We start from the raw sequence: 23,054 nt of genomic DNA, 5'->3' as shown, positions 1-23,054 counted from the left end.
ATGCGAATCAACCAATTGTTACTTCTATGCCTGACTCTAGTTGCGTTTAGCTGTCAGCAGTCTTCTTCACCCGTGGAGACGGAAAGTTCCAAAGGTCTCAAGGATTATTATCAGGATTTTTTCCCAATGGGAGTAGCGGTTTATCCAAGAGCCATGCAGGGTGAGCAGGCAGAGCTGATCAAAGCCCATTTTGAAAGTATGACTCCAGAGAACGTCATGAAAATGGGGCCTATCCATCCTAAGGAAGATACCTATAGATGGGGACCGGCTGATACCATCGTTGAGTTTGCCAGAGCCAACGACCTCAAGCTGCGTGGACATGCGCTTTGCTGGCACAATCAGGCCCCAGAATGGATCTTTGTAGATGAAAATGGGGAGGATGTTAGTAAGGAAGTATTGCTATTCAGGCTGGAAGCGCACATTACTGAGGTGGTATCACGATACAAAGACGATATTTATGCCTGGGATGTGGTGAATGAAGCCATCTCAGATTCTAAAGAGGAGATTTATCGTAATTCTAAATGGTATCAAATCTGTGGTGAGGAGTTCATTGCCCGGGCTTTTGAATATGCGCGGGCTGCTGATCCGGATGTAGCGCTTTTTTACAATGACTATGAAGTGATCAATCCGGTCAAACGAGAGAAAATCTATCAGATGGTGAAAGGCTTAAAGGAGGCAGGGGTACCGATTGATGGAGTGGGAATTCAGGGTCACTGGTCCATCTATGAGCCTGATGAAGCAACCCTGAGAGCTACTATTGAGCGATTTACTGATCTTGGACTGAAGGTGCAGGTCACTGAGCTGGATGTGTCGGTTTATCCTAAGGAGCACTCTAGAAGAGAAAAGCGGGAAACTGATGTTGACGAGTTCACAGCTGAGCAGAAGCAAAAACAAATCGAACAATATGAAATGATTTTTCGAGTGTTTCGAGAGTACAAAGATGACATCAATGCAGTTACCTTTTGGAATATCTCAGACCGCTACAGCTGGTTAGATAACTTTCCTGTGAGAGATCGCAAAGATTATCCACTTTTATTCGATGAAAACCATCAACCTAAAGAAGCCTACTATAAAGTCATAGACTTCTAATTTAGATAGCACATTTTTAGTTTAGTCAAATTGAAGCTGCGTCGGACCGATGCAGCTTTTTTTGTGCCCAAACTGATACTCTGAGGTTTTTGTCGGTCAATTAGGAGCTCGATATGCGTATGGAATGTGCTTTGGAGGGGGATATTTTGTGCATGAATAATTCTTCTCTGAAAACGTTTGCAAATTACGCATTCGATTGATGGAAATATGTTAATGAATAAGGCTGATTGTTAGTGAATTTGTAATTTCTACTTTTTTATCAAACGAACAGACTCTTGTTTCAGATTGCTTACTTCATTAAGTACAAATAAAACATGCTATATAGGCTTTTTAAGGCATTTTTATATATGAAAAATCATAATTGACATTTTAATACCCATTTGAGAGCAAATGGAATACATCTCTTGTCGATCATCTCGGTAATATTGATCTGGCTCAATGGACAAGAGTCGATCAAAAAATTATCCAAGTTGTAAACATAAATGATGATCTATGAGAAGTAATTCTACAAATGGGGACCGGTCCCCGCGCAAGCGGTGGATGTCCTCAATGTTTACCTTCTTCCTGACGCTGGTGACTTTGGTTGCCACCGCTCAGCAAAGAACGGTTTCGGGGGTGATCACATCTGGGGATGACGGTAGTACGTTGCCTGGTGTGACCATCCTGGAGAAAGGAACAACCAATGGTACCATCACAGACATTGACGGTAATTACAAGATTACTGTGACTGATGAGGATGCAGTACTGGTGATTTCCTTTGTGGGTTTCCAAACACGGGAAGTGACAGTTGGGAACCAGTCAACTATCAGTGTAACGATGGAGTCAGACGTATCCACCCTGCAGGAAGTAGTGGTGGTGGGTTATGGTACACAGCGCAAAAGTGACCTCACTGGAGCCATTGCCTCACTAGACGGTGATGCATTGTTACAGTCGGTAAATACCAGTTTGGATCAGGGCCTTCAAGGTCGTGTAGCTGGTTTGCAGGTGACCCAAAACTCAGGACAGCCAGGTGGAGCTGTATCCATCCGGATCAGAGGGACCACTTCACTTACACAGAGTAGTGAGCCCCTGTATGTGATAGATGGAATTCAAGTGGGCGGTCAAGCCCAAGGAATTACCGGTTTCGACTGGCAAGGAGGAACTGGTGGACAGCAAGGAGCTGCCAGTAACCCGATGGCCTCTATCAACCCTAATGATATCGAAAGCATCGAAGTATTGAAAGACGCATCAGCTACGGCTATTTATGGTTCGCGAGCAGCAAATGGTGTGATCATCATCACCACCAAGCGTGGTAAGAAGGGAGATGGCAAAGTTTCCTACAATGGGTTCTATGCTGTGCAGGATGTCTACAAGACGGTGGACATGATGAACCTGCGTGAGTATGCAGAATACAACAATGAAGTAGCGCAGGAAGTGTCCACAATTGGTGAAAACGCCAATTTTGCTGACCCAAGCTTACTTGGTGAGGGTACTGACTGGCAAGAAGCAATCTTCCAGTTGGCCCCAATGCAGAGTCACTCGTTGACATTCTCTGGAGGAGCTGATAAGCTGCAGTACATGCTTTCCGCTGGCTATTTCCAGCAAGATGGTATTGTTATAGGGTCTGACTTTGATCGGATCAACGTCCGGTTGAATATTGACAATCAGGTAAAAGACTGGTTGAAAATTGGTACCAGCATGTCCCTTTCCAGAAAAGATGAGCGAATCATTAATACGGATGGTGGAGATGGAGTAATAGCCCAGGCAGCATCCATGCCGCCACACATTCCGGTGAGAAACTTCGACGGTACATTCGCAGGACCACAGCAGCAAAACCCATCAGCTCAGGTGGGGAACAACCCGGTGGCGATGGCGCTGGTAAGAAACAACACCAACCTCTCCAATAGGGTAATGAATAACCTATATGCAGAGGCTAGCCTATACAAAGGACTCAAAGTGAGAACAGAATTGGCTGTGGACTATAACAATGGTACCAACAAGTCATTCTTCCCAACCTTCAAATGGGGAACCTTTGAAAACCAAATTAGCCAGTTTGCACAGAGAAACTCAGAGTCGTTCTTCTGGCTTTGGAAGACTTATGCTACCTACAACCTGAAACTAAGTGATCACGACATTACCATGATGGTAGGTAATGAGGCTCAGAGAGGTTCTTATGAAGGATTTACAGCCTTTAAAGTCAACTTGCCAAATGACATCCAGACGATGAACCAGGGAGATATCTCTAACATCGCCAACACAGGTTACAAAGGATGGAACTCCCTGGCATCTTACTTTGCCAGAGGTACTTATTCATTCAGTGATCGCTATTTGGTGACAGCTACCATCAGACGTGATGGATCTTCCAGATTTGGTCCAGAGTATCGTTGGGGGTGGTTCCCATCAGCTTCTGTTGGTTGGAGAATCTCCAATGAGCCTTTCATGCCGCAAACAGCCCTTATTGATAACTTGAAGTTGAGAGCTGGATGGGGACAGGTAGGTAACCAGGAAATTGCCAACTACGCTTTCGGATCTGCCTTGAATGCGCTAAACACGGAGTTTGGACCGGCAGTAAGAAATCAGCGTTATTCTAACCCATTTGTAAAATGGGAAGCAACTGAGACCGTAAACGTTGGTTTGGATATCGGACTCTTCGAAGGTCGATTGGATCTGACAGTTGATGCCTATCGTAAATACACCAATGACCTCTTGCTCGAGCAGCAGCTACCTGGCCCATTTGGTAACCGAATTGCCGGTCCTTATGCCAACGTAGGAAGCATGCAAAACCAGGGACTGGAGTTTTCATTGAACTCAGTCAACCTCGACAATGGATTCATCAAGTGGACTACCAATGCGAATGTGTCCATAAACCGCAACAAAGTGCAAGATCTAAATGACCTGGAATTCTACATGCCTATTTACTGGTACACAGGATTCGAGCAGTCTACTCGCACTATTGGAGGGGGCTATCCGGTAGGTCAGTTCTACGGATATGTAATGGAAGGCATCTTTACCTCTAGAGAGGAGATCGAAAACCATGCCGTGCAGATTGATAACGGCGAAGGTCAGAACCTGATCGACCGTACAGTTGGACTTTGGTTGGGAGATGTGAAGTGGAAAGATGTAAATGGTGATGGCTACATCACGCCTGAAGATCGTACCTTCATCGGGGATCCAAACCCAGACTTTACTTTCGGTTTTTCCAACAGCCTTACTGTAGGACCATTCACTCTTGATGCGTTTGTAGTTGGGTCTATCGGTGGAGACATCCTCAACTATACACGTGCCAGAGGTGAGGCCATGACTGGTAACTTTGCTAACCAGAACGTGAGCGTTAGAGACCGTGCACGCACTCAGCTGGTAGAGGGTGGTACTGATATCAACAACATCGACGATGTAGAGCTGGTCAACCCAGGCACTAACATGCCGAGATTTGACAATGGTGCTGAAAACCAAAACCACGTGATGTCCAGCAGATGGATTGAAGATGGGTCTTACGTTCGTATTCAGAACATAAAGCTTACCTATAACCTTCCACAAAACTTGGCGAACGTGATCAAAATGCAACGAGTGCAGGTGTATGCCAACGTGCAAAATGTGGCAACTTTCACCGAGTACTCTGGACTAGATCCAGTCATTGGTGCATTCAATCAAGATCCAAGAAGACAGAACTGGGATCTGGGTAGATACCCAGCGCCAAGAATCTACACACTAGGTCTGAACATCGATTTTTAATTACAAAATCCAAAAGAAATGAAGACTTATATCAATTATATACTCTTGAGCTTGATGATGTTATTCACAAGCGCTTGTGGAGATGAGTTCCTTGAATTCGTCCCGGAGGATCAGTCTACAGTAGCTGGCTGGTACCGAAATGCAGATGAAATAAGACAAGCGACAGCTTCGCTCTATCACGATCCGTGGTTTGGTTACCAGGACCAGTTTGGATGGCTTGCATCAGACTTGTTATCTGGTGATATGCACCACAACTGGGACCAGGAAGGACAGTTCTTTTACTTGTCATTCAATGAAAGTAACCCGTACATCAACGGTGGTTTCCAGGGATTGTACAATGTAATCTCTTATGCTAACCTGATCATAGATGACATGCCGGATATCGCTTCTGGTTATGGAGTGGATCAGAATGTGATCAATGCAGCTCTGGGTGAGGCAAGATTCTTCAGAGGTGCAGCTTACTTTCTGCTGGTAGAGTATTGGGGAGAAGCTCCAATCATTGAGAAACCAGCATCCAAAATTGCTGGTGGAGAGTTGTTCCAGGCTAAGAATACTGCTGCTAGTTTGTATGAGTTTGCTCGCAGAGACTTAGTGTATGCCGCTGAGAATCTACCAACTGCAGATGTGGCTGGAAGAATCACACAGTGGGCAGCCAAAGGTATGCTAGCTAAACTTCATGTGACTCTGGCTCAGCGTGCAGCTGGCGGCTCAGATATTGGATCGTTGGGAGATTTCAATACAGCAGCTTCTTATGCAGCTGATGTGATCAACAACAGTGGGCTATCACTTATGGAAAATTATGAGGAAATGTTCATGATTGAAAATGAGGACAATCAGGAGATCCTATGGGGAATCCAGTTCATCAATCAGGGATACGGCACGGGTAATAGCCGTCAGGCAAGATATGCTCGTCACTCTAGAATTACCGGCGATGCTCAAGCTTGGGGTGGTGGAAAGTGCATGACGGTTAGTTATGTGCAGAATCTGCAAAACAATGCAGAGGGAGCCACTGATGAGCGTAGAAGAGCTATTTACATGCAAAATGGTGATTTCTATAGCTACATAGGTGAAGGGTACGAATATGAGATTGTGTCTCGTGATGAGGAAGGTACCCAGCTAGAGGGTGCAACACCAGTTCTCAACAGCTTGAAAAAGTACGTTGTTGGTGGTGTGGCAGATCACGGTTACGTCATCTCTAATCAGGATTCTCCTTTAGACATGTACATGTTGCGGTTAGCTGATGTATATCTGATTTATGCTGAAGCACTTTTGGGAACCAACCCATCACTCACTGGTGGGCCGGGGTATGATGCTTACCTGGCTGTAAGAGCAAGAGCAGGTCTTAGTGCACCTACTGATGGTAACATGACCTACACAGATCTTTTCAATGAGCGAAGAGTGGAGTTTGGTCTGGAAGGACAATCGTGGTTAGACATCAAGAGACGATTCTACCGCAATGCAACAGACGCACTTTCTTACCTAAACAGCCAGGGAAGAACCGATCGGTACTACCGTATAGACCCAAATGATGATTTGGAAAGCGATCCTGCAGGATATGAGTTAGTGCCCGCAGGTGGTGTTGGTAGCAATCCAGACAACGTCAACAACGACCCTGTGGTGACCTTCACTGCAGAAGATATGCTCATTCCAATGCCTGCTCCTCAGGTCACAGTGAACCCGCTTTTGGGTCCTGGTGAGGATGCAGTAGACTATAGTTTCGAAGATTAATTTGAAAGACATGAATAGACATAAAATAATCTACAATACGGTTCTCATGCTGTTGGCCGCTGTTGCATTCGTGCTCACATCGTGTGAAGAAGATGACGGAGTGCCATTGGAAGAGCCGAATGGAGCTCCTTCGATCAGTTACATCCGAGTGACTAATCCGGAGCAGAGTGACTCACTGCTGGTACGTGCCGAGTTAGGTGCGGGAGTGGTGATCATGGGAGAAAACCTTGGAGGAACACGCCAGGTATGGTTCAATGACCGTCAGGCCACTGTTACTCCTTCATGGGTGACTAATAACACCATTATAGTTTCAGTGCCAAGTGTAGCACCACTTCAAGTTACAGATCAATTGTATTTGGTGGACAAGAACGCAGATACACTTGCCTATCCATTTGTGGTGACGATTCCAGCACCTGAGGTATTCAGTGCTCGCAACGAGTGGCCACAGGATGGTGAGAAGCTGGTTTTGAATGGAGACTATTTCTTTGATGTAGTGCCTGTTACGGTGGATTTTGCCGGCGGGGTTCAAGCGGAGGCTACAGTGGTCGATCAGAATACTCTGGAAGTGGATGTACCTGAAGGTGCTATAGAAGGACCAGTTACGGTGACTACCAACTTCGGTACAGCTACATCGAGTTTTAATATTTGGGATTCTCGAAACATCGTTTTGGATTTTGATGGTAAGAATCCGAATGGTTGGAGAATTGGAGCGACAGGTAACAGTGATGGTCCAATAAATGGAAACTACCTAATAGTAGGTGGAAATGTAAATGCCAACGAACGTGATGAAGGACCTGGCGCACCATCTGAGTCTACCAAGGTAATGGAATACTGGGGTGGTAGTGATCCGAATCGTGATAACAATTTCTACCCATACTACCCAAATTCTTATCAGGACTATGTGATGAAGTTTGAAGTGAAAGTGAATACCTGGTATGGTGGGCACTTAAACTTCTGTCTGGCTCCACCAGATCATACAGGAAGCAACCAGGAGATCTGGAGCAACGACATCAACGCTCGTGCTATCTGGGCTCCATGGCAGGCCGAAGGTGAGGAATACAGCACTGATGGTCAGTGGATCACCATGGTTATCCCTTTGACTGCATTTCAGTACTACATAGAAGTGCCTGACGCTGTTGAGTACACTGGCGGTCAGAAGTTCATCGAAACTGCTGCTGGTTCATTAAGTACCTGGTTGATCGGTTCGCCTGAAAATGATGGCAACTACATAGAGATGTACATTGATAACATCCGATTTGTTCAACCCTAACTAAGCAGAGAAATGAATATTTATATCAAACATACATTTAGAAGCCTGGCAGTACTTATGGTGCTGCTGGCGCTGACCTTTACCACTGCTTGTGAGGAGGATGACATGGGCACCTCGGAGATTGAGTTGCTCAGTTTTGGTCCTGCAGGGGTTAAGCATGGAGAAGAAGTGATTTTTATTGGGACCAACCTTGACAAGATTACTTCCATCGTATTTCGTCCTTCCGTTGAGATCGGTCAGGATGGATTCACATCACAAAACAGCAGCCAAATCAAACTCAATGTTCCCGATGCGGCAGAGGCTGGTTATGTGTTGCTGAAGACGAGTGCTGGAGACTCCATTCAGACGAAAACCATGTTGAACTTTGAAGTGCCTGTGATACTCGAGAGTGTGACAGCTAAAGCCAAACCGGGTACGAATGTGACCATTACTGGGCAGAAGCTAAACTGGATTGAGCAGGTTACGTTTGCTGCAGATCAGGTAGTAATGAAAGATGATTTCGTGAGTCAGTCACTTACTGAGCTGGTGGTTACCGTCCCAATGGAAGCGCAAAGTGGTTTCCTAACTTTCGCTTCAGGAGGAACTGAGCCGATGACTTTCGCTACAGAGAATCAGGTGGAGGTGACTCTCCCTGCTGTTACTTCCTTGAGCCCTGCATCGATCAGACATACAGGAGATCTTACCATCAATGGAACAGATCTTGATCTGGTAACAGAGGTGATTTTGGCGGATGGGATATCCATAGCCAAGGGACAGTTCAAAAGTCAGTCAGCTACAGCTATTGTAGTGACGGTACCTGCTGATGCAGTAAAAGGAACGATCACTTTGAAGCAAGCTTCGCCTGTGGATGTAGTGACGGCCGAGGAGCTAACTATTATTTTGCCAAAAGCGACTTCAGTAACACCTTCTCCTGCTAAGCCAGGTGAGGATGTGATGGTCATTGCTGGTGAAGATTTGGATCTGGTATCAGAAATCGTCTTACCAGGAGCAGGCTCTGTTACTTCATTCCTCACACATACAGCTACAGAGATATCGTTCAACATTCCAGAATCCGCTACTCAAGGAGCAATTGGCTATGTAACAGTACACGGGTATGAGGCTCCGCTGGAAGGTGCACTACTCAAGCTACCTCCATCAGGTGGGTTCCCGACTTTGGATTATTACATCTACAGCGATGGATTGCAAAATGGATGGCAAGCCTGGGGAGGCTGGGGTCACGTGAGCCAGGATTACAACAATGGAGAAAATCCTGCCAATGGTGATCTGGCCATCAAAACGGTGTTTAATGATGCCTATGGTGCCATGCAGATATACAATGGAGGAGGTAATGCTGGGGTCTTTAACGGCTATAATTACCTGGTCTTCTATGTGTATGTGGAAGGAGAGGAGTCTGATGTGATTGTACAAATAGATGGTAACGCAGATTATTACCCTGCACATTTTGTCGGTGATAAGTGGCACCAAGTAGTGGTACCTCTGGCAGATCTGGCTAGTGCTGATAATGTCGGTGAACTGCGCATCAAAAACAATAACTCAGATGCCGCAACGAATAATACCACGCTGTATGTAGATGAAATAGGTTTGACGGTAGAAGAGCCACTTGGACTACTACCTGACATTGTCACGTTTATTTATCAGGACGCTATCTCTGCGCCATTTGGCGGAGGTGGAGGCTGGGGTGGATCCACCACAGACTTTGCCAACGAAGAAAATCCACGTGGCGGAAGTGCAGCCATTAAGGCCACCTATGTCGGGGGCTGGGGCGGAGCGGCTCAGTTTGGAGCATGGGGCAATTCTCCATTGTCTACTTCTGGCATGACTCACCTTGCATTCTCTATCTATGGTGCAGACATCACAGATGGTACCAACATTCAGGTGAACCTCATACCAACAGAAGGAGGTACAGCCTCTTCTGTGCAGGTGTCGATGAAAGCCAATGGTTGGGTTGATTTTGAAGTGCCTCTTTCAGAGCTGGGAAGTCCAGCTAGTATCTTTGAGTTGCAGTTTCAGGATACCGACTGGGCCGGAACAATCTTCATAGACCATATAGGATTGAAATAGTTCATCATCTCTAAATAGATGGGTCGATCATCAGATCGGCCCATCATTTAAACCATTCAAGTATTTTTTCTCAATCAGATAAGTACCTCTAACTGATCGTAACTCATTTGGTATGACAGGAACACTTCGATCATTTCTAAGCTTCACTTTGCTCACGCTATTGATGTGGAGTTGTGCGTTTATGGATAAGTCAAGTCAATCAGACCCCAATATTAGATTGAATCAGGTTGGGTTTTATCCAAATGGACAGAAGCTAGCCATCATAGTTGGTCCACAAGACGATAGCTTTGAACTCAAAGACAAGAACGACCAAACTGTCTTTACCAGCGAAGTATTACCAGCGAAGTATTGGGATCAGTCGGGTGAAAACGCTTCTATTCTTGATTTTTCGGCTTTTTCTGAGACAGGTGAGTATTACCTTCAAAATGGAAACATCAAGTCAGCGCTCTTTACCATCAGCGAACAACCTTACACAGAATTACTCAAATCAGCGGCTAAAACGTATTACTTTAACCGTGCTACTACTGAGCTACAAGAAGAATATGCGGGTGTCTACAAAAGACCTTTTTCACATCCAGATACCACCGTGCTCATCCATGCGTCTGCTGCAGGAGATTTTATCTCCGCCGGAACCTCCATTTCCACCCCATTTGGATGGTATGACGCGGGAGACTTTAACAAGTACATCGTCAATTCGGGTATTTCTACCTATACCTTATTAACTTCCTACCAACATTATCAAACCCTCTTTGACACGCTGGAGTGGAACATCCCAGAGAGCAATAATTCACGTGCTGATTTGCTCGATGAAATCTTATGGAACATCAAGTGGATGGAAACCATGCAGGATACCCTGGATGGAGGTGTATATCACAAAACCACCACTGCCAATTTTGAAGGATTTATGGAAGCCTCCAAGGCTTCTGCTCAACGTTTTGTAGTGACCAAAGGAACTGCCGCCTCGCTTAATTTTGCAGCCGTAATGGCTAAAGCTAGTGTGGTGTATAAGTCAGAAGACTCTGTGTACTCACAGCAACTGCTAAATAGAGCCAAAGCTGCCTGGAACTGGGCACAGCGGCACCCTAATGCAGAATTTAAAAACCCAGTCTCCAACAGCCCAAAGTATCCTTCTATCCACACAGGCGAATATGGTGACAATCATTTTCAGGATGAATTCTTCTGGGCTGGTGCAGAGTTGTATCTGGCTACTATGGATATGAATTACCTCCAGGCTCAGAGTATAGATGAGTTCAGTTATTTTAATGTACCCAATTGGGCCACCGTAGAAACACTAGGTTTGATTTCACTTGCATCCAGCGATCTCAACAATCATTTAAAGAAAAAGGCCTCCGACCAACTGATGGTCCTGGCAGAACGTTTGATTTCCGATTGGCGTGAATCACCATACAGGGTGACCATCAATAAATTCGTTTGGGGTAGCAATGCAGAGGTGATGAACCAAAGTATGGTTTTACTGAATGCCTACAGGGTGTTGGGAAATGTGGAATATTTTGAAGCAGCAGTTTCGGGTCTGGACTATGTGCTTGGCAGAAATGCCACCGGATATTGCTTTGTCACTGGCTATGGTCAGGTGTCTCCCATGAATATACATCACCGGCAATCTGCCTCTGATAATATAGATCAGCCGATTCCTGGATTTTTAGTGGGAGGCCCAAACCCGAGAAACATCCATCAGGACTGTGGTGCGGATGAATACCCCGTTCATTTACCAGCCAAATGCTACCTGGACGAAGTGTGTAGCTATTCTACCAATGAAGTGGCCATCAATTGGAATGCACCACTGGTATATGTAACTGCCGGAGTTCAATCCATTTACCGTCAGCGATTTTCCAAATAGGCTTACTGACTGCATTTTTTTGAAGATCAACCGGTTGCGTAAATTGATTACTCTTCGTTAGTTTAGCACAATGGAATTCTTAGAGAAGACATTTAGGTGGTTCGGTCCTGATTTTGGGGTAACGTTAAATGATGTGCGCCAAACAGGTGCGACGGGAGTGGTGACAGCTTTGCACAAGGTGCCTACCGGTGAGGTGTGGAGCTCGGAGGCTATCCAATCAGTAAAGACAGAAATAGAAGCTGCCGGACTGAAATGGTCGGTGGTGGAAAGTGTCAATATACACGAAGCGATCAAAACCAATAGCTTAGAATGTCAGAAGTACATTGACAAGTACATTGAAACACTCAGCAACCTGTCTGCCAATGATATCAAGACTGTATGCTATAATTTCATGCCAGTTTTAGACTGGACACGAACTGATTTAAACTACCAGCTTGCCGATGGTAGAAGTGCCCTTCGGTATGATCATGTTGCTTATGTAGCATTTGATCTATATGTTTTGAAAAGAGCAGGAGCAAAGCAGGAGCATTCCGAAGAACTACAGAGAAAAGCAAAGAAGTATCTGGATGGTCTTGATGAATCAGGACTATCCAACCTACAAAATACCCTGATGGCCGGATTGCCAGGCACCCGCGATGTTATAAGCTTAGAGGCTTTTCGTGAGCATCTCTCACGCTACGAATCCATTGATGCTCATCAGCTCAGAAAAAATCTGGTTCATTTCCTATCCCAAGTAGCTCCTGTGGCTCAAGAGCTTGGTGTCAAGCTCTGCATTCACCCAGATGATCCTCCCAGACCCATATTTGGATTGCCGAGAGTGGTGAAGAACAGAGAGGACTTATCGTATTTGATGAACGAAGTGGATGTTTTATCCAATGGCATTACTTTTTGTACGGGTTCGTTGGGAGCTGATCAGAGCAATAATCTGGTGAAGTTATTCGAAGAATTTGGATCAAGGGTTCATTTCCTTCATTTGCGTAGTGTGCAGCATCAGGAGGATGGAAGCTTCTATGAGGCTAATCACCTGCAGGGTAGTGCGCCAATGGCTGCCCTAATGACCGCTATTGTCAAAGAACAACAGCGCCGTGAGCAGGAGGGAAGATCAGATGTCGCTATTCCGGTGCGTCCTGATCATGGACACTTGCTTCTCGATGATGTACGGCGACCCCAATCATTCTACCCCGGATATTCTACCATTGGGCGAATGAAAGGGCTTTCTGAGCTATCTGGATTGGAATTGGGTGTTCGCTACGGTTTGGGTATCCAATAGCTTATTACCTGGCGTCATCGTTTTTGTGAACTAACCACATAATTTGGGGTAAAGAAGTTTTGATCATCTGCGATCATGCCAACATCTCCGTCAGCATCATGATCGAAAAATTACATCCAGTGATACCAGCTGTCAATTTGTCCCCCAAAAGTTTGAGTCTGGTATGCACTATCGGGAGCCATATGCTCTGCCTTAGACAGGAAGTTGTCTTTTAGGGTGAATTCACCAGTCCCATCCTATATCAGCAAATAATCATGGATTCTTTTATTTCTTCAGCTTCATTCCAGGGGGGGTAAGATCAAAATATAAACATTAGTGCTAGTGATTTGAACATTGCATAGAGTATGGTGAAGGCCATTTTGGACAACTTTGGTTATTTTGTAGTAACAACAACCCCCAAATGTTCAGAAGCCAGGTATACATAACACTCCTTGCCTTGATTCTTTTAGAAAAGTCTCAAGCCAATGATCTCAAATTTCACAAGATCACTACCAGTGATGGCTTATCTCACAATACTGTTTATACCATCGAACAGGACCATAAGGGCTTCATGTGGTTTGGTACTCGCGAAGGACTTAACAGGTTTGATAGTGAGGAAATCGTCACATATTATCATCGCAAAGGAGACTCCTTGAGTCTTAACTCAAACCACATTACAGCATTGGAGTCTGGCTTAGAGGCGCTCTATGTGGGTACACCAGTGGGGCTATCCAGGTATATTCATAAATCAGAGACATTCGAGCACTGCACGTTTGATGGGGCCAGCATGGGCCATATCAGCCGGATTTATATATCTAATGATAGTGCCGTTTATGTAAGTTCCAACAAAGGGCTTTATGTGAGGAGAGTCGGCAGTGATGATTTTGTCTGTTTGATCAGTGGGGCCAATGTGGTGGATTTTATTGAGTACCGCAAGGGGATATTCTGGGTGAGCACCTTACAGAGTATCCGAATGATCAATATCTATGGAGAAACCATTCGGCAATTTGGAGAGGTTCGTATGGAAGATGGTAAGCGTATCAGTTTACAGCAAAATGTTAGCTGTCTCTACAAGGATCAATCGGGTATAATGTGGATTGGTACCAGGAAAAACGGCTTGATCCGCTATAACGAAGATCAGGACCTGTTCACCCAGTCTCTTGCGCAGCATGACCTCAATCCACTAGAGGTGAATATCGTGCGATCACTCAGCGATGATGAGCTGGGAAGAATCTGGATTGGCACCGAATCTGGTTTGTTACTTTATGATCCTGTAAATCGTTCTTTCGAGCGATTCAGTCAGGATTTCTCCAATCCACAGACTGGTCTAAGCGACAAGGCAGTGTACTCCATTCATAGAAGTCGAGAGGGAATCATGTGGGTAGGCACATACTTCGGAGGGGTGAATATGGTGCGACTGAGGGATAAAGGGTTTAACAAAATTATGGCAGATGGAGGCAAAGAACGGTTATCCGGAAAAGCTGTTAGTCAGATCAGTCAGGTAAGCGATAAGGAGCTGTGGATAGGGACCGAAGATGGGGGAATTACAATCTGGGATCGGCAGGAGCACGTATTTAAATACCTCAGAAACCAGCCAGGGAAGAATGGCCTGAGTGTGGATAATGTACATGAAATCTATAAAGACAGCAATGGAGATGTATGGATTGGTACTTTTCTGGGAGGTTTGAATAAGTACAACCATCAAAGTGGAAGGGTGGAAGTTTATAAAAGTGAAGGAACAAATAACTTCCTGAATAACATGGTCTATGCGGTTCACAGGGATGCTGGTCAGAGACTTTGGGTAGGTACGCAGGCAGGGCTCAACCTCTTTGATGAACAGCGGCAGACCTATGATCTGGCCATGCCAGAAACCTTTGCCGGTAAGTTTGTCTATGAAATCTATGAAGATAGAAATGATGGTCTTTGGTTCTGTGTCAACAACCTCGATTCCATTTACTACTTGGACAACCAGAACCAACTAAACAAATACCATTACATCACCGAGGGCGATGAAGTAAGTGGCAGCATTGGGGTGATCAGTGCTCTGGAAGACCGGGATGGCACCATGTGGTTCGGAACCAATAATTACGGCCTGCTGCATTTCAATCCTGCTACCCAGTTGTTCTCGAATTACACAATCGAGGATGGTTTGCCAAACAACTATGTCTATGGCATCATACAGGAGGACAGTTCCAATGCGCTCTGGATTAGCACCAACAAAGGCCTAAGTCGGTTTGATCCTAATACCACCACCTTCTTCAATTTCAATATTTCACATGGGCTGCCTAACAACCAGTTCAACTTTAAAAGTGCCTTTAAAGACAAAAGTGGAACGATGTATTTCGGCACGATCAACGGGCTTTGCTATTTCCACCCTGACAGCCTGATGGTCAATACTCTTGCTCCTGAGGTATATTTTTCAGACCTGAAGCTGTTCAATAAGAGCGTGCCTGTTGGTGCTGAATCCTTGTTGTCTCAGTCAATCAATGCTACCTCTACCCTCGAGCTTGATTATTCGCAAAATGTCATTACACTTGAGTTTGCCGCAATCAATTATTTCTCTCTGGGCAACAACAACTATGCTTACTACCTCGAGGGATTTGAGGATGACTGGAATTATGTGGGTAATAAGAAGAGTGCCACTTATACCAATCTGTCTCCCGGTGCATATACCTTCAAGGTGAAAGCAGCTAATAATGACGGTGTTTGGTCCAATGATACACGGGAGATCTCCCTTTTAGTTCATCCACCATTCTGGAAGTCAGACTGGGCTTTGTTGATTTATGTATTGATGATTGCCGGGTTGTTTTTAGCCTATAGGATGTTTCTTAACTATAGAAACAGGGAGCGGATGGCCATTCAGATTGAGCGATTGGAGCGTGAGAAAATTACCGAAATCAACCAACACAAGATCAACTTCTTTACCAACATTTCACATGAGTTTAAAACACCACTTACACTCATTATTGCTTCCATCGATAAGTTTCTACTGGGTAAAAAGGATACCGAGTACAGTGCCGATTACAAATCCATCAAACGCAATGCCAAGCGACTGCAGTTTTTAATAGAGCAGCTCATGGAATTTAGGAAAATAGAATCTGATCATGCCAAAATCAATTATAGTCAGGGGGATTTGGTGGTTTACCTGATGGATACACTCAATGCCTTCAAACCCATGTTTTTGGAAAAGGGAATCGATAGCCATTTCACCACCAGCCATGAATCATATATTGCCTTTTTTGATAGTGATAAAATGGAAAAAGTGGTGACAAATCTCATTTCCAATGCTATTAAACACACAGACGCCCAGGGTCATATTGATTTGGAAGTGACGTTCATCCCAGATGACGCACCAGGCCAGGATCTGATGAAAATGATTATCAGTGATACTGGACATGGTATGGCATCTGAGGAAATCGATAAGATCTTCGCTCCATTCTACCAGGTAGACAAAGGCAAGCAGTTACAGACCGGATCAGGTATTGGCCTGGCTCTGGTAAAAGGACTGGTAGATTTTATGGGAGGTAAAATTGATGTGGAAAGCAACCTGCACCGAGGTACCTATATTACCATTACACTGCCGCTGGAGCAGCAGCCAAAGCAAGAAGTGATCCGGTCAGTAGAAGGGAACAAACGACTAGACATGGAGCACGAGCTTGTCAGCAATGAACTGGAAGGAATGCCACGGGAAATGAATAGTCAATACGAGATCATGCTCGTGGAGGATAATGAGGAGATCATTCGGTTACTGCAGGGACACTTTTCTAGTTCCTATAAAATCTACACCGCCACCAATGGAGTAGAAGCATTGAAAAAGTTGAAGAAGAATATCCCCGATGTGATCATCAGTGATGTGATGATGCCCGAAATGGACGGCTATGAATTTTGCAAAGAGGTAAAAAGTAATCTGGAAACCAGCCACATTCCTGTGATATTGCTGACAGCCAAGGGAAGTGCAGAAAGTAGAATGCATGGCCTGGACATAGGCGCAGACCTGTATATACCCAAACCATTTAACCTTGCAGAGGTGGATTTGAGAGTAAAAAACCTGCTCGATCATCGGCAAAAACTTCATCGTCATTTCATGAAGTTTGCCAATGTGGGTGAGGATATCGAACTGTCATTGAACAATCGGGATCAGGAGTTTTTATCTTCCCTAAAACAGATCGTGGAGGATCATTTGGAAGAGTCAAACTTCAACATCACCACGTTTACTCAGGAAGCAGGAGTAAGCCGTACACTACTCCACCTCAAGCTGAAAAAACTCGCCAACCTTAGTGCATCAGAGTTTGTGAAAACCATCCGACTCCAACGTGCTGCGCAGTATCTGGAAAAGTCAGACCTTACCGTATCTGAGATCGCTTATAAAGTAGGCTATGGAGATCCCAATTACTTCACCAGGTCATTCAGAGAGAAATTTGGAGTGAGTCCTACCGAATACAAACAAAAGGAAAAAGAAGCAGTAGACTAACGGATCTTCGGGTTAGGATATTTCCTGATCTGATGCAGCAGAAATGTTCAAAAGAGTTCTCTCAGGACCCTGAAACACACCTTTTGAACAATCGTCCAGCTGGAATAAACAATACTCCAGTAATTATGAAATTGGCAATACTACCTTCGATCTGAGCTTCATAATTGCAAAACATTTAATGGTCAGGGATGAAGCTTAATGAAGTCAAAAAAACTTGATGATTCACTTATGGCAAGAGATACCAACAAACCAAACCAATTATCAGCCCGGGACCACTCGTCTGCACAGGGTACGACTAACCGAACTAAATACATTCAAATGAAAAGACCGGCACAATACTTATGCTTATTCCTGGCACTAGCTGCACTAACTGTAGCGTGCGTGGAGGATGAAGGTGGAGACATTCCTCAGTTTCTCGATCTGGCAACCCAGGTGAGTTCACTTGATTTTGAAGGAGTGACGATTGGCTCCCCCAAAACGCAGAGCTATGGATTATATGGCAGCTTACTGGAAGGTGATGTCACCGTGACCACTACCAGTCCATTTCAGGTATCCAAGTCAGCTACTGAGGGGTTTGCTTCTAGTGTGACCTTCAGCTCATCTGATTTTACCAATAACATTACCAATGTCTATGTACAATTGGACCCACAGGAGGAGGGTGAATTCATGGCAGAAATTACTCACTCCACACCAGGCCTGGATATATCCAGAGTAGTGACTGCAACAGGTATAGGAGTGACCGACCCAGAGTCCATTCCCACCTTGCTCTTCAGAGATAACTTTGATTACACCGATGATCTATTGCCATCAACAAACCGCGCAACTGATGACACCAACCCCACACTGGATGGATGGCTGAAAGTGCGTGCAGCCAATAAAGATCTGGAGCTGGTTAGTGAGAGTCTCACCTTTGAAGGTTATCCAGAGTCTGGGATCGGTAAGGCCGTGGTAATCGACAGAAACCCTGATGTGCCGGGTGGTCAAACCAATTTGCTGCAGCACAATATTGATCCTCAACAAAATGCAGAATTCACGGGAAGCTACTATGCCTCTTTTCTTTTCAAAGCTGAAGATGTGCCCACCGCTGCAGGAGGGTACAACAGTCCGCTGATTTTCTCGAGTTGGAATCCTAACAATGGAGCGTCCTGGTGGTCTTCTGGGTTTGTGGTACAAAATGACAAAGCCAATGATACCGATCCTGATAACATGGTTTTTGGTATTCGATATGAAGCACTTAATGAACTATCAGATAAAACAATGGAAATTGGCAAGACATATCTTATAGTGCTGAAACACACCATTACCACTACCATTCCTGCCGAACTGGAAACCACTGCCACATCCACAGCATCCATCTTTGTGTTTGAAGAAGGTGACGCCATTGATGTGGAGAACGAACCAGAGGCGGTGTATACCATGATCAATATTCCGGATAAATACTACATCCGATCAGTGACACTTTTTCAGGAGAATGATCCTCAAGGTCGATACATTATTGATGGACTGAGGGTGACCAATGAGTGGGACGATATTTTCAAATAAGAAACTGAATGAACTTTAGAAAGACAATACAACGCACATCATTTGGGGTTATATCACTCATGCTTGCTGCCTGTACTACAGCTACAGAGCAGCAAGCGGTGAGCGAAGACCCAAGACCAAACATTCTGATCATCCTGGCTGACGATCTTGGTTTCTCAGATTTGGGTAGCTATGGAGGAGAGATTCAAACGCCTAACATAGATCAATTAGCATACAATGGAATGAGGTTTACTCAGTTTTACAATACTTCCCGTTGTTGCCCTACTCGTGCCTCATTACTTACAGGATTGTATCCACATCAGGCTGGTATAGGTCGAATGACTTTTGATACTGGAAAGCCAGGTTATCGTGGGTTTTTGAAGGAAAATACTGTTACCATAGCGGAAGTACTGAAACAGGCTGGTTACAATACGGGCATGACAGGCAAGTGGCACGTATCTGAGACCAATCGTCTGGAAGAAGAGAAGCAACTGGAGTGGTTGGCACACCGGGCAGATTACAGTCCGTTTTCTGATACAACTCAGTATCCTACAGCTCGTGGTTTTGATAAATACTATGGCAATATATGGGGTGTCGTAGACTACTTCGATCCCTTTAGCCTAGTAAATGGAAAAGAGCCTATACAGGACGTACCGGAAGATTTTTATTACACTGATGCGATAACAGACAGCACGGTTGCCTACGTAGAGCAGTTTGCTGCTGATGAAAAACCTTTCTTCATTTACATGGCGCAGACCGCACCGCATTGGCCACTGCACGCCTTGCCTGAGGACATTGTAAAATATGAAGATCGGTATGTAAGCGGGTGGCAATCCATAAGGTCCAGTCGTTATCAAAGGATGCTGGACATGGGTTTGATGGATGAGTCAAACACTAAGCTGGCTTCCTGGCAGTTTCCAGAAATGAGCTGGGAAGACAATGCCCACAAAGTCTGGGATAGCCGAGCTATGGCTGTGCATGCAGCCATGGTGGATCGGATGGATCAAGGGATCGGTAAGGTGATAGCCAAACTGAAAACACTTGGAGAACTGGACAATACCATCATTGTATTTCTTTCTGATAATGGTGCCAGTTATGAAAGACCTTCAAAATACGGTCCTGGTTTTGACAGAGCCGGAAGTACCAGAGACGGACAGGAGGTGTACTTCCCAGTAGACAAAGAAGTGGAGCATCTGCCTGGACCACAAACCGTACATGCCGGGATTGGTCCACAGTGGGCACACACAGCCAATACGCCTTTCAAATTTTGGAAGTCCAAAGTATACGAAGGAGGTATATGTACACCGATGATTGTACACTGGCCAGCCGGCATCAAAGACCCCAACTCTGTGAACACCAGTCCTGGTCATGTAATGGATCTGATGGCCACTGCTATAGATGTGGCCGGAGCTACATACCCGGCCACTTTCCGGGGAAGGGCCATTACACCAATGCAGGGTAAGTCACTCATTCCATTGCTGCAGGGCAATACTCGTCAGGATCATGAGTACCTCTTCTGGGAGCATTTTAACAGTAAAGCCATTCGCAAAGGAGATTGGAAGCTGGTACAGCTAAACCCAAATGAAGAGTGGATGCTGTACAACCTGAAAGACGATCGTACGGAGACCAATGACTTGTCTGCAGGTCATCCGAAACTGGTGACAGAATTGAAACAAAAGTGGGAAGAAATGGCAGGGAGCCTGGATGTATATCCGGCTCCATAATTAAGAAACAGAATGAAACAATTGAATAGAATACTAACTATAGCCTGCCTTATCCTAAGTGTGGTAGTGCAGGCACAAAAGAATGAGGTCCTGAAGTACAGCATGAAAACACGCTGGAGCGACCAGATGGACAAGTCCAACCCATGGCCAGAATATCCACGGCCTCAGCTTAGCCGCGATACTTATTGGCAGAGTTTGAATGGAAAGTGGGAATATGCCATTGCAAAAAAAGGAAAATCACAACCAAAAAAGTTTGATGGTAACATCCTGGTTCCCTTTGCAGTGGAGTCCGAATTGAGTGGAGTGAAAAAACTCGTTGGTCAGGAGCATTATCTGTGGTACCGCAGACTCTTCGATGCAGCTGATTTAGCAGCAGATGAACGACTCATCTTACATTTTGGTGCGGTTGACTGGGAAGCTGTCGTTTACTTAAATGGAGAGGAAGTAGGATCGCATCGTGGAGGGTATGATGCCTTCGAGTTTGACCTCACTAATCACTTGAGAGATGGACAGCAAGAGCTGGTAGTAAGAGTCTGGGATCCGTCGGACAAAGGCACTCAACCACGAGGTAAACAAGTATCTGATCCATTCGGAATCTGGTATACTCCTGTTACTGGCATTTGGCAAACTGTATGGCTGGAGAAAACACCTGCTATTCGAATTACCAATTTGAAACTAACCCCCAATATTGACACGCGCCAGTTAGACGTGCAGACATGGACTAATAGAGGTTCAGAAGGTCTCAAAGTGGAAGTGATCGCATCTGCTGATAACAAGGTGGTTAGTACCAAGAGCTATGATCTTACACAGAAAAGTGAGCCGCTCAGTATAGAGCAACCAAGACTCTGGTCACCTGAAGATCCATTTTTATATGATCTCAAGGTGCGCCTTCTGGATGAGAACGGAAAGACCTTAGATGAAGTAGATTCTTACTTCGGCATGCGCAAAATCTCATTAGGCAAAGACGCCAATGGCTACACACGTATTATGCTCAATAACCGTCCGTTGTTTCAGTTTGGGCTATTGGACCAGGGCTGGTGGCCTGATGGTCTTTACACGGCACCTACAGAAGAGGCCATGCTATATGATGTGAAGATGACCAAAGAAATGGGCTTTAACATGATCCGTAAACATGTGAAGGTAGAGCCGGCTAGGTTTTACTATCACTGCGATCGCATGGGGATGCTGGTGTGGCAGGATATGCCCAATGGCAACTATCTGAGAGAGCTAAGAATAGAAGCCTGGGAAGAGAAGGATGCCAATCGTCCCAAAGAATCGGCTGTGCAGTTTGAGGCCGAACTCAAGGAAATGATGGACCAATTTCATTCATTCCCGAGCATCCTGGTATGGGTGCCTTTCAACGAAGGCTGGGGACAGTACGATACCGAGCGAGTGACCAAATGGGTTACCGAATATGATCCTTCTCGCTTAATAGACTCACCCAGTGGCTGGGCTGACAGGGGTGTTGGGGACATGATCGATATTCATTTATATCCTGGACCGGGTATGGAACCGGTGGAGGAGAATCGTGCAGCTGTCCTGGGAGAATTTGGAGGGCTTGGATATCCAGTAAAAGACCACTTATGGTGGGACAAGAAAAACTGGGGATACCTTACTTTCCATGATGAGGACACGTATATCAGAGAATTCGAAAAACTAATGAATGGCTTGCAAGGTCTGGTAGGCTCAGGACTCTCAGGAGCTATCTATACTCAGACCACAGATGTAGAAGGAGAAGTTAACGGGTTAATAACATATGATCGAGAGGTGACTAAAGTAGCCCCAGAAAAGCTCCGAAAACTCATAGCACCTTTATATAGTGAATACTGGAGTGCCAGAAGACTGGTGAGAGATTCCGAACAGGAGGCCAATCAATGGAAAGTTTCCTTCACAGAACCTGACCAAAAATGGAGGTCCATTCAATACGACGACTTTAACTGGGATACACAGGATGCACCCTTCAGCTCCTATGAGAACCCATTCCTACCTAACGCCACGGAGTGGAGCTCAGACAAGCTATATGCGCGCAAAACCTTCAGCGTCAACACCATCCCTTCCACGATGTATTTACGCCATTATTTGCCGAAAGCGGGTCTGAAGTTATGGCTCAATGGGACACTTATTTTTGAACAAAAGGATCAGGGTGGAAGAAAAAGACACTATACGGATGTGGCTATTTCCGAATGGTTGCATCTGTTAAAGACTGGAAAAAATGTACTTACAGCAGAAGTAACCAGGCAAGATGAAAAGGCATCCTTTGATGTGGGTATTTACGCCACAGAGCAGGTTCAGCCTATTCCAGATAAAGCCCAAAAAGCTATGGGAACCACTGCAAGTGATCCGGCAGGCAACTAATCCGAAAAGAAATCAAC

The 23,054-nt window shown here is 45.1% G+C and carries 11 protein-coding genes; all 11 read left to right on the top strand.

Annotated features, from left to right (window positions below):
- A complete protein-coding gene (locus ACO067_RS05345; protein ID WP_421871577.1) occupies window positions 1-1,089 on the top strand; it encodes an endo-1,4-beta-xylanase in 1,089 nt (362 codons plus the stop codon).
- 492 nt (window positions 1,090-1,581) lie between these two features.
- Window positions 1,582-4,800: a SusC/RagA family TonB-linked outer membrane protein gene (locus ACO067_RS05340; protein ID WP_421871575.1), complete on the top strand. Its 3,219-nt coding sequence runs from the start codon at window positions 1,582-1,584 to the stop codon at window positions 4,798-4,800.
- 18 nt (window positions 4,801-4,818) lie between these two features.
- On the top strand, window positions 4,819-6,528 hold the full coding sequence (locus ACO067_RS05335) for a RagB/SusD family nutrient uptake outer membrane protein (protein ID WP_421871573.1): 1,710 nt from the start codon (window positions 4,819-4,821) through the stop codon (window positions 6,526-6,528).
- Between the two features lie 10 nt (window positions 6,529-6,538).
- Window positions 6,539-7,798, top strand: coding sequence for a glycan-binding surface protein (locus ACO067_RS05330; RefSeq protein ID WP_421871571.1), 1,260 nt, complete (start codon window positions 6,539-6,541; stop codon window positions 7,796-7,798).
- Window positions 7,799-7,810: 12 nt separating this feature from the next.
- Window positions 7,811-9,859 carry a hypothetical protein gene (locus ACO067_RS05325; RefSeq protein WP_421871569.1) on the top strand — a complete coding sequence of 683 codons (2,049 nt, stop codon included), beginning with the start codon at window positions 7,811-7,813 and terminating at the stop codon, window positions 9,857-9,859.
- Between the two features lie 112 nt (window positions 9,860-9,971).
- Complete coding sequence (locus tag ACO067_RS05320; protein WP_421871567.1) at window positions 9,972-11,717, top strand: glycoside hydrolase family 9 protein; 1,746 nt, start codon at window positions 9,972-9,974, stop codon at window positions 11,715-11,717.
- A gap of 70 nt (window positions 11,718-11,787) precedes the next feature.
- On the top strand, window positions 11,788-12,987 hold the full coding sequence (uxuA, locus tag ACO067_RS05315; RefSeq protein WP_421871565.1) for a mannonate dehydratase: 1,200 nt from the start codon (window positions 11,788-11,790) through the stop codon (window positions 12,985-12,987).
- A 400-nt stretch (window positions 12,988-13,387) separates the two neighbouring features.
- A complete protein-coding gene (locus ACO067_RS05310; protein WP_421871564.1) occupies window positions 13,388-17,437 on the top strand; it encodes a hybrid sensor histidine kinase/response regulator transcription factor in 4,050 nt (1,349 codons plus the stop codon).
- Between the two features lie 318 nt (window positions 17,438-17,755).
- Window positions 17,756-18,979 carry a hypothetical protein gene (locus ACO067_RS05305; RefSeq protein ID WP_421871562.1) on the top strand — a complete coding sequence of 408 codons (1,224 nt, stop codon included), beginning with the start codon at window positions 17,756-17,758 and terminating at the stop codon, window positions 18,977-18,979.
- 8 nt (window positions 18,980-18,987) lie between these two features.
- A complete protein-coding gene (locus ACO067_RS05300) occupies window positions 18,988-20,682 on the top strand; it encodes an arylsulfatase (RefSeq protein ID WP_421871560.1) in 1,695 nt (564 codons plus the stop codon).
- 12 nt (window positions 20,683-20,694) lie between these two features.
- Entirely contained in the window at window positions 20,695-23,037 is a 2,343-nt protein-coding gene (locus tag ACO067_RS05295) for a glycoside hydrolase family 2 protein (protein WP_421871558.1), read from the top strand.
- Window positions 23,038-23,054 lie beyond the last annotated feature (17 nt).

This window comes from Marinoscillum sp., from assembly GCF_965229915.1.
Taxonomy (GTDB): Bacteria; Bacteroidota; Bacteroidia; order Cytophagales; family Cyclobacteriaceae; genus Marinoscillum.
The sequence above is the reverse complement of the archived record's forward strand: the minus strand, read 5'-3'. Positions and strand labels throughout refer to the sequence as shown.

What these genes read in the sequence shown, in the direction of transcription:
- ACO067_RS05320 (WP_421871567.1), top strand. Translation starts at nt 9,972, where the DNA reads ATGACAGGAACACTTCGATCATTTCTAAGCTTCACTTTGCTCACGCTA.
- ACO067_RS05305 (WP_421871562.1), top strand. Translation starts at nt 17,756, where the DNA reads ATGAAAAGACCGGCACAATACTTATGCTTATTCCTGGCACTAGCTGCA.
- ACO067_RS05335 (WP_421871573.1), top strand. Translation starts at nt 4,819, where the DNA reads ATGAAGACTTATATCAATTATATACTCTTGAGCTTGATGATGTTATTC.
- ACO067_RS05295 (WP_421871558.1), top strand. Translation starts at nt 20,695, where the DNA reads ATGAAACAATTGAATAGAATACTAACTATAGCCTGCCTTATCCTAAGT.
- ACO067_RS05330 (WP_421871571.1), top strand. Translation starts at nt 6,539, where the DNA reads ATGAATAGACATAAAATAATCTACAATACGGTTCTCATGCTGTTGGCC.
- ACO067_RS05345 (WP_421871577.1), top strand. Translation starts at nt 1, where the DNA reads ATGCGAATCAACCAATTGTTACTTCTATGCCTGACTCTAGTTGCGTTT.
- ACO067_RS05325 (WP_421871569.1), top strand. Translation starts at nt 7,811, where the DNA reads ATGAATATTTATATCAAACATACATTTAGAAGCCTGGCAGTACTTATG.
- ACO067_RS05300 (WP_421871560.1), top strand. Translation starts at nt 18,988, where the DNA reads ATGAACTTTAGAAAGACAATACAACGCACATCATTTGGGGTTATATCA.
- ACO067_RS05310 (WP_421871564.1), top strand. Translation starts at nt 13,388, where the DNA reads ATGTTCAGAAGCCAGGTATACATAACACTCCTTGCCTTGATTCTTTTA.
- uxuA (WP_421871565.1), top strand. Translation starts at nt 11,788, where the DNA reads ATGGAATTCTTAGAGAAGACATTTAGGTGGTTCGGTCCTGATTTTGGG.
- ACO067_RS05340 (WP_421871575.1), top strand. Translation starts at nt 1,582, where the DNA reads ATGAGAAGTAATTCTACAAATGGGGACCGGTCCCCGCGCAAGCGGTGG.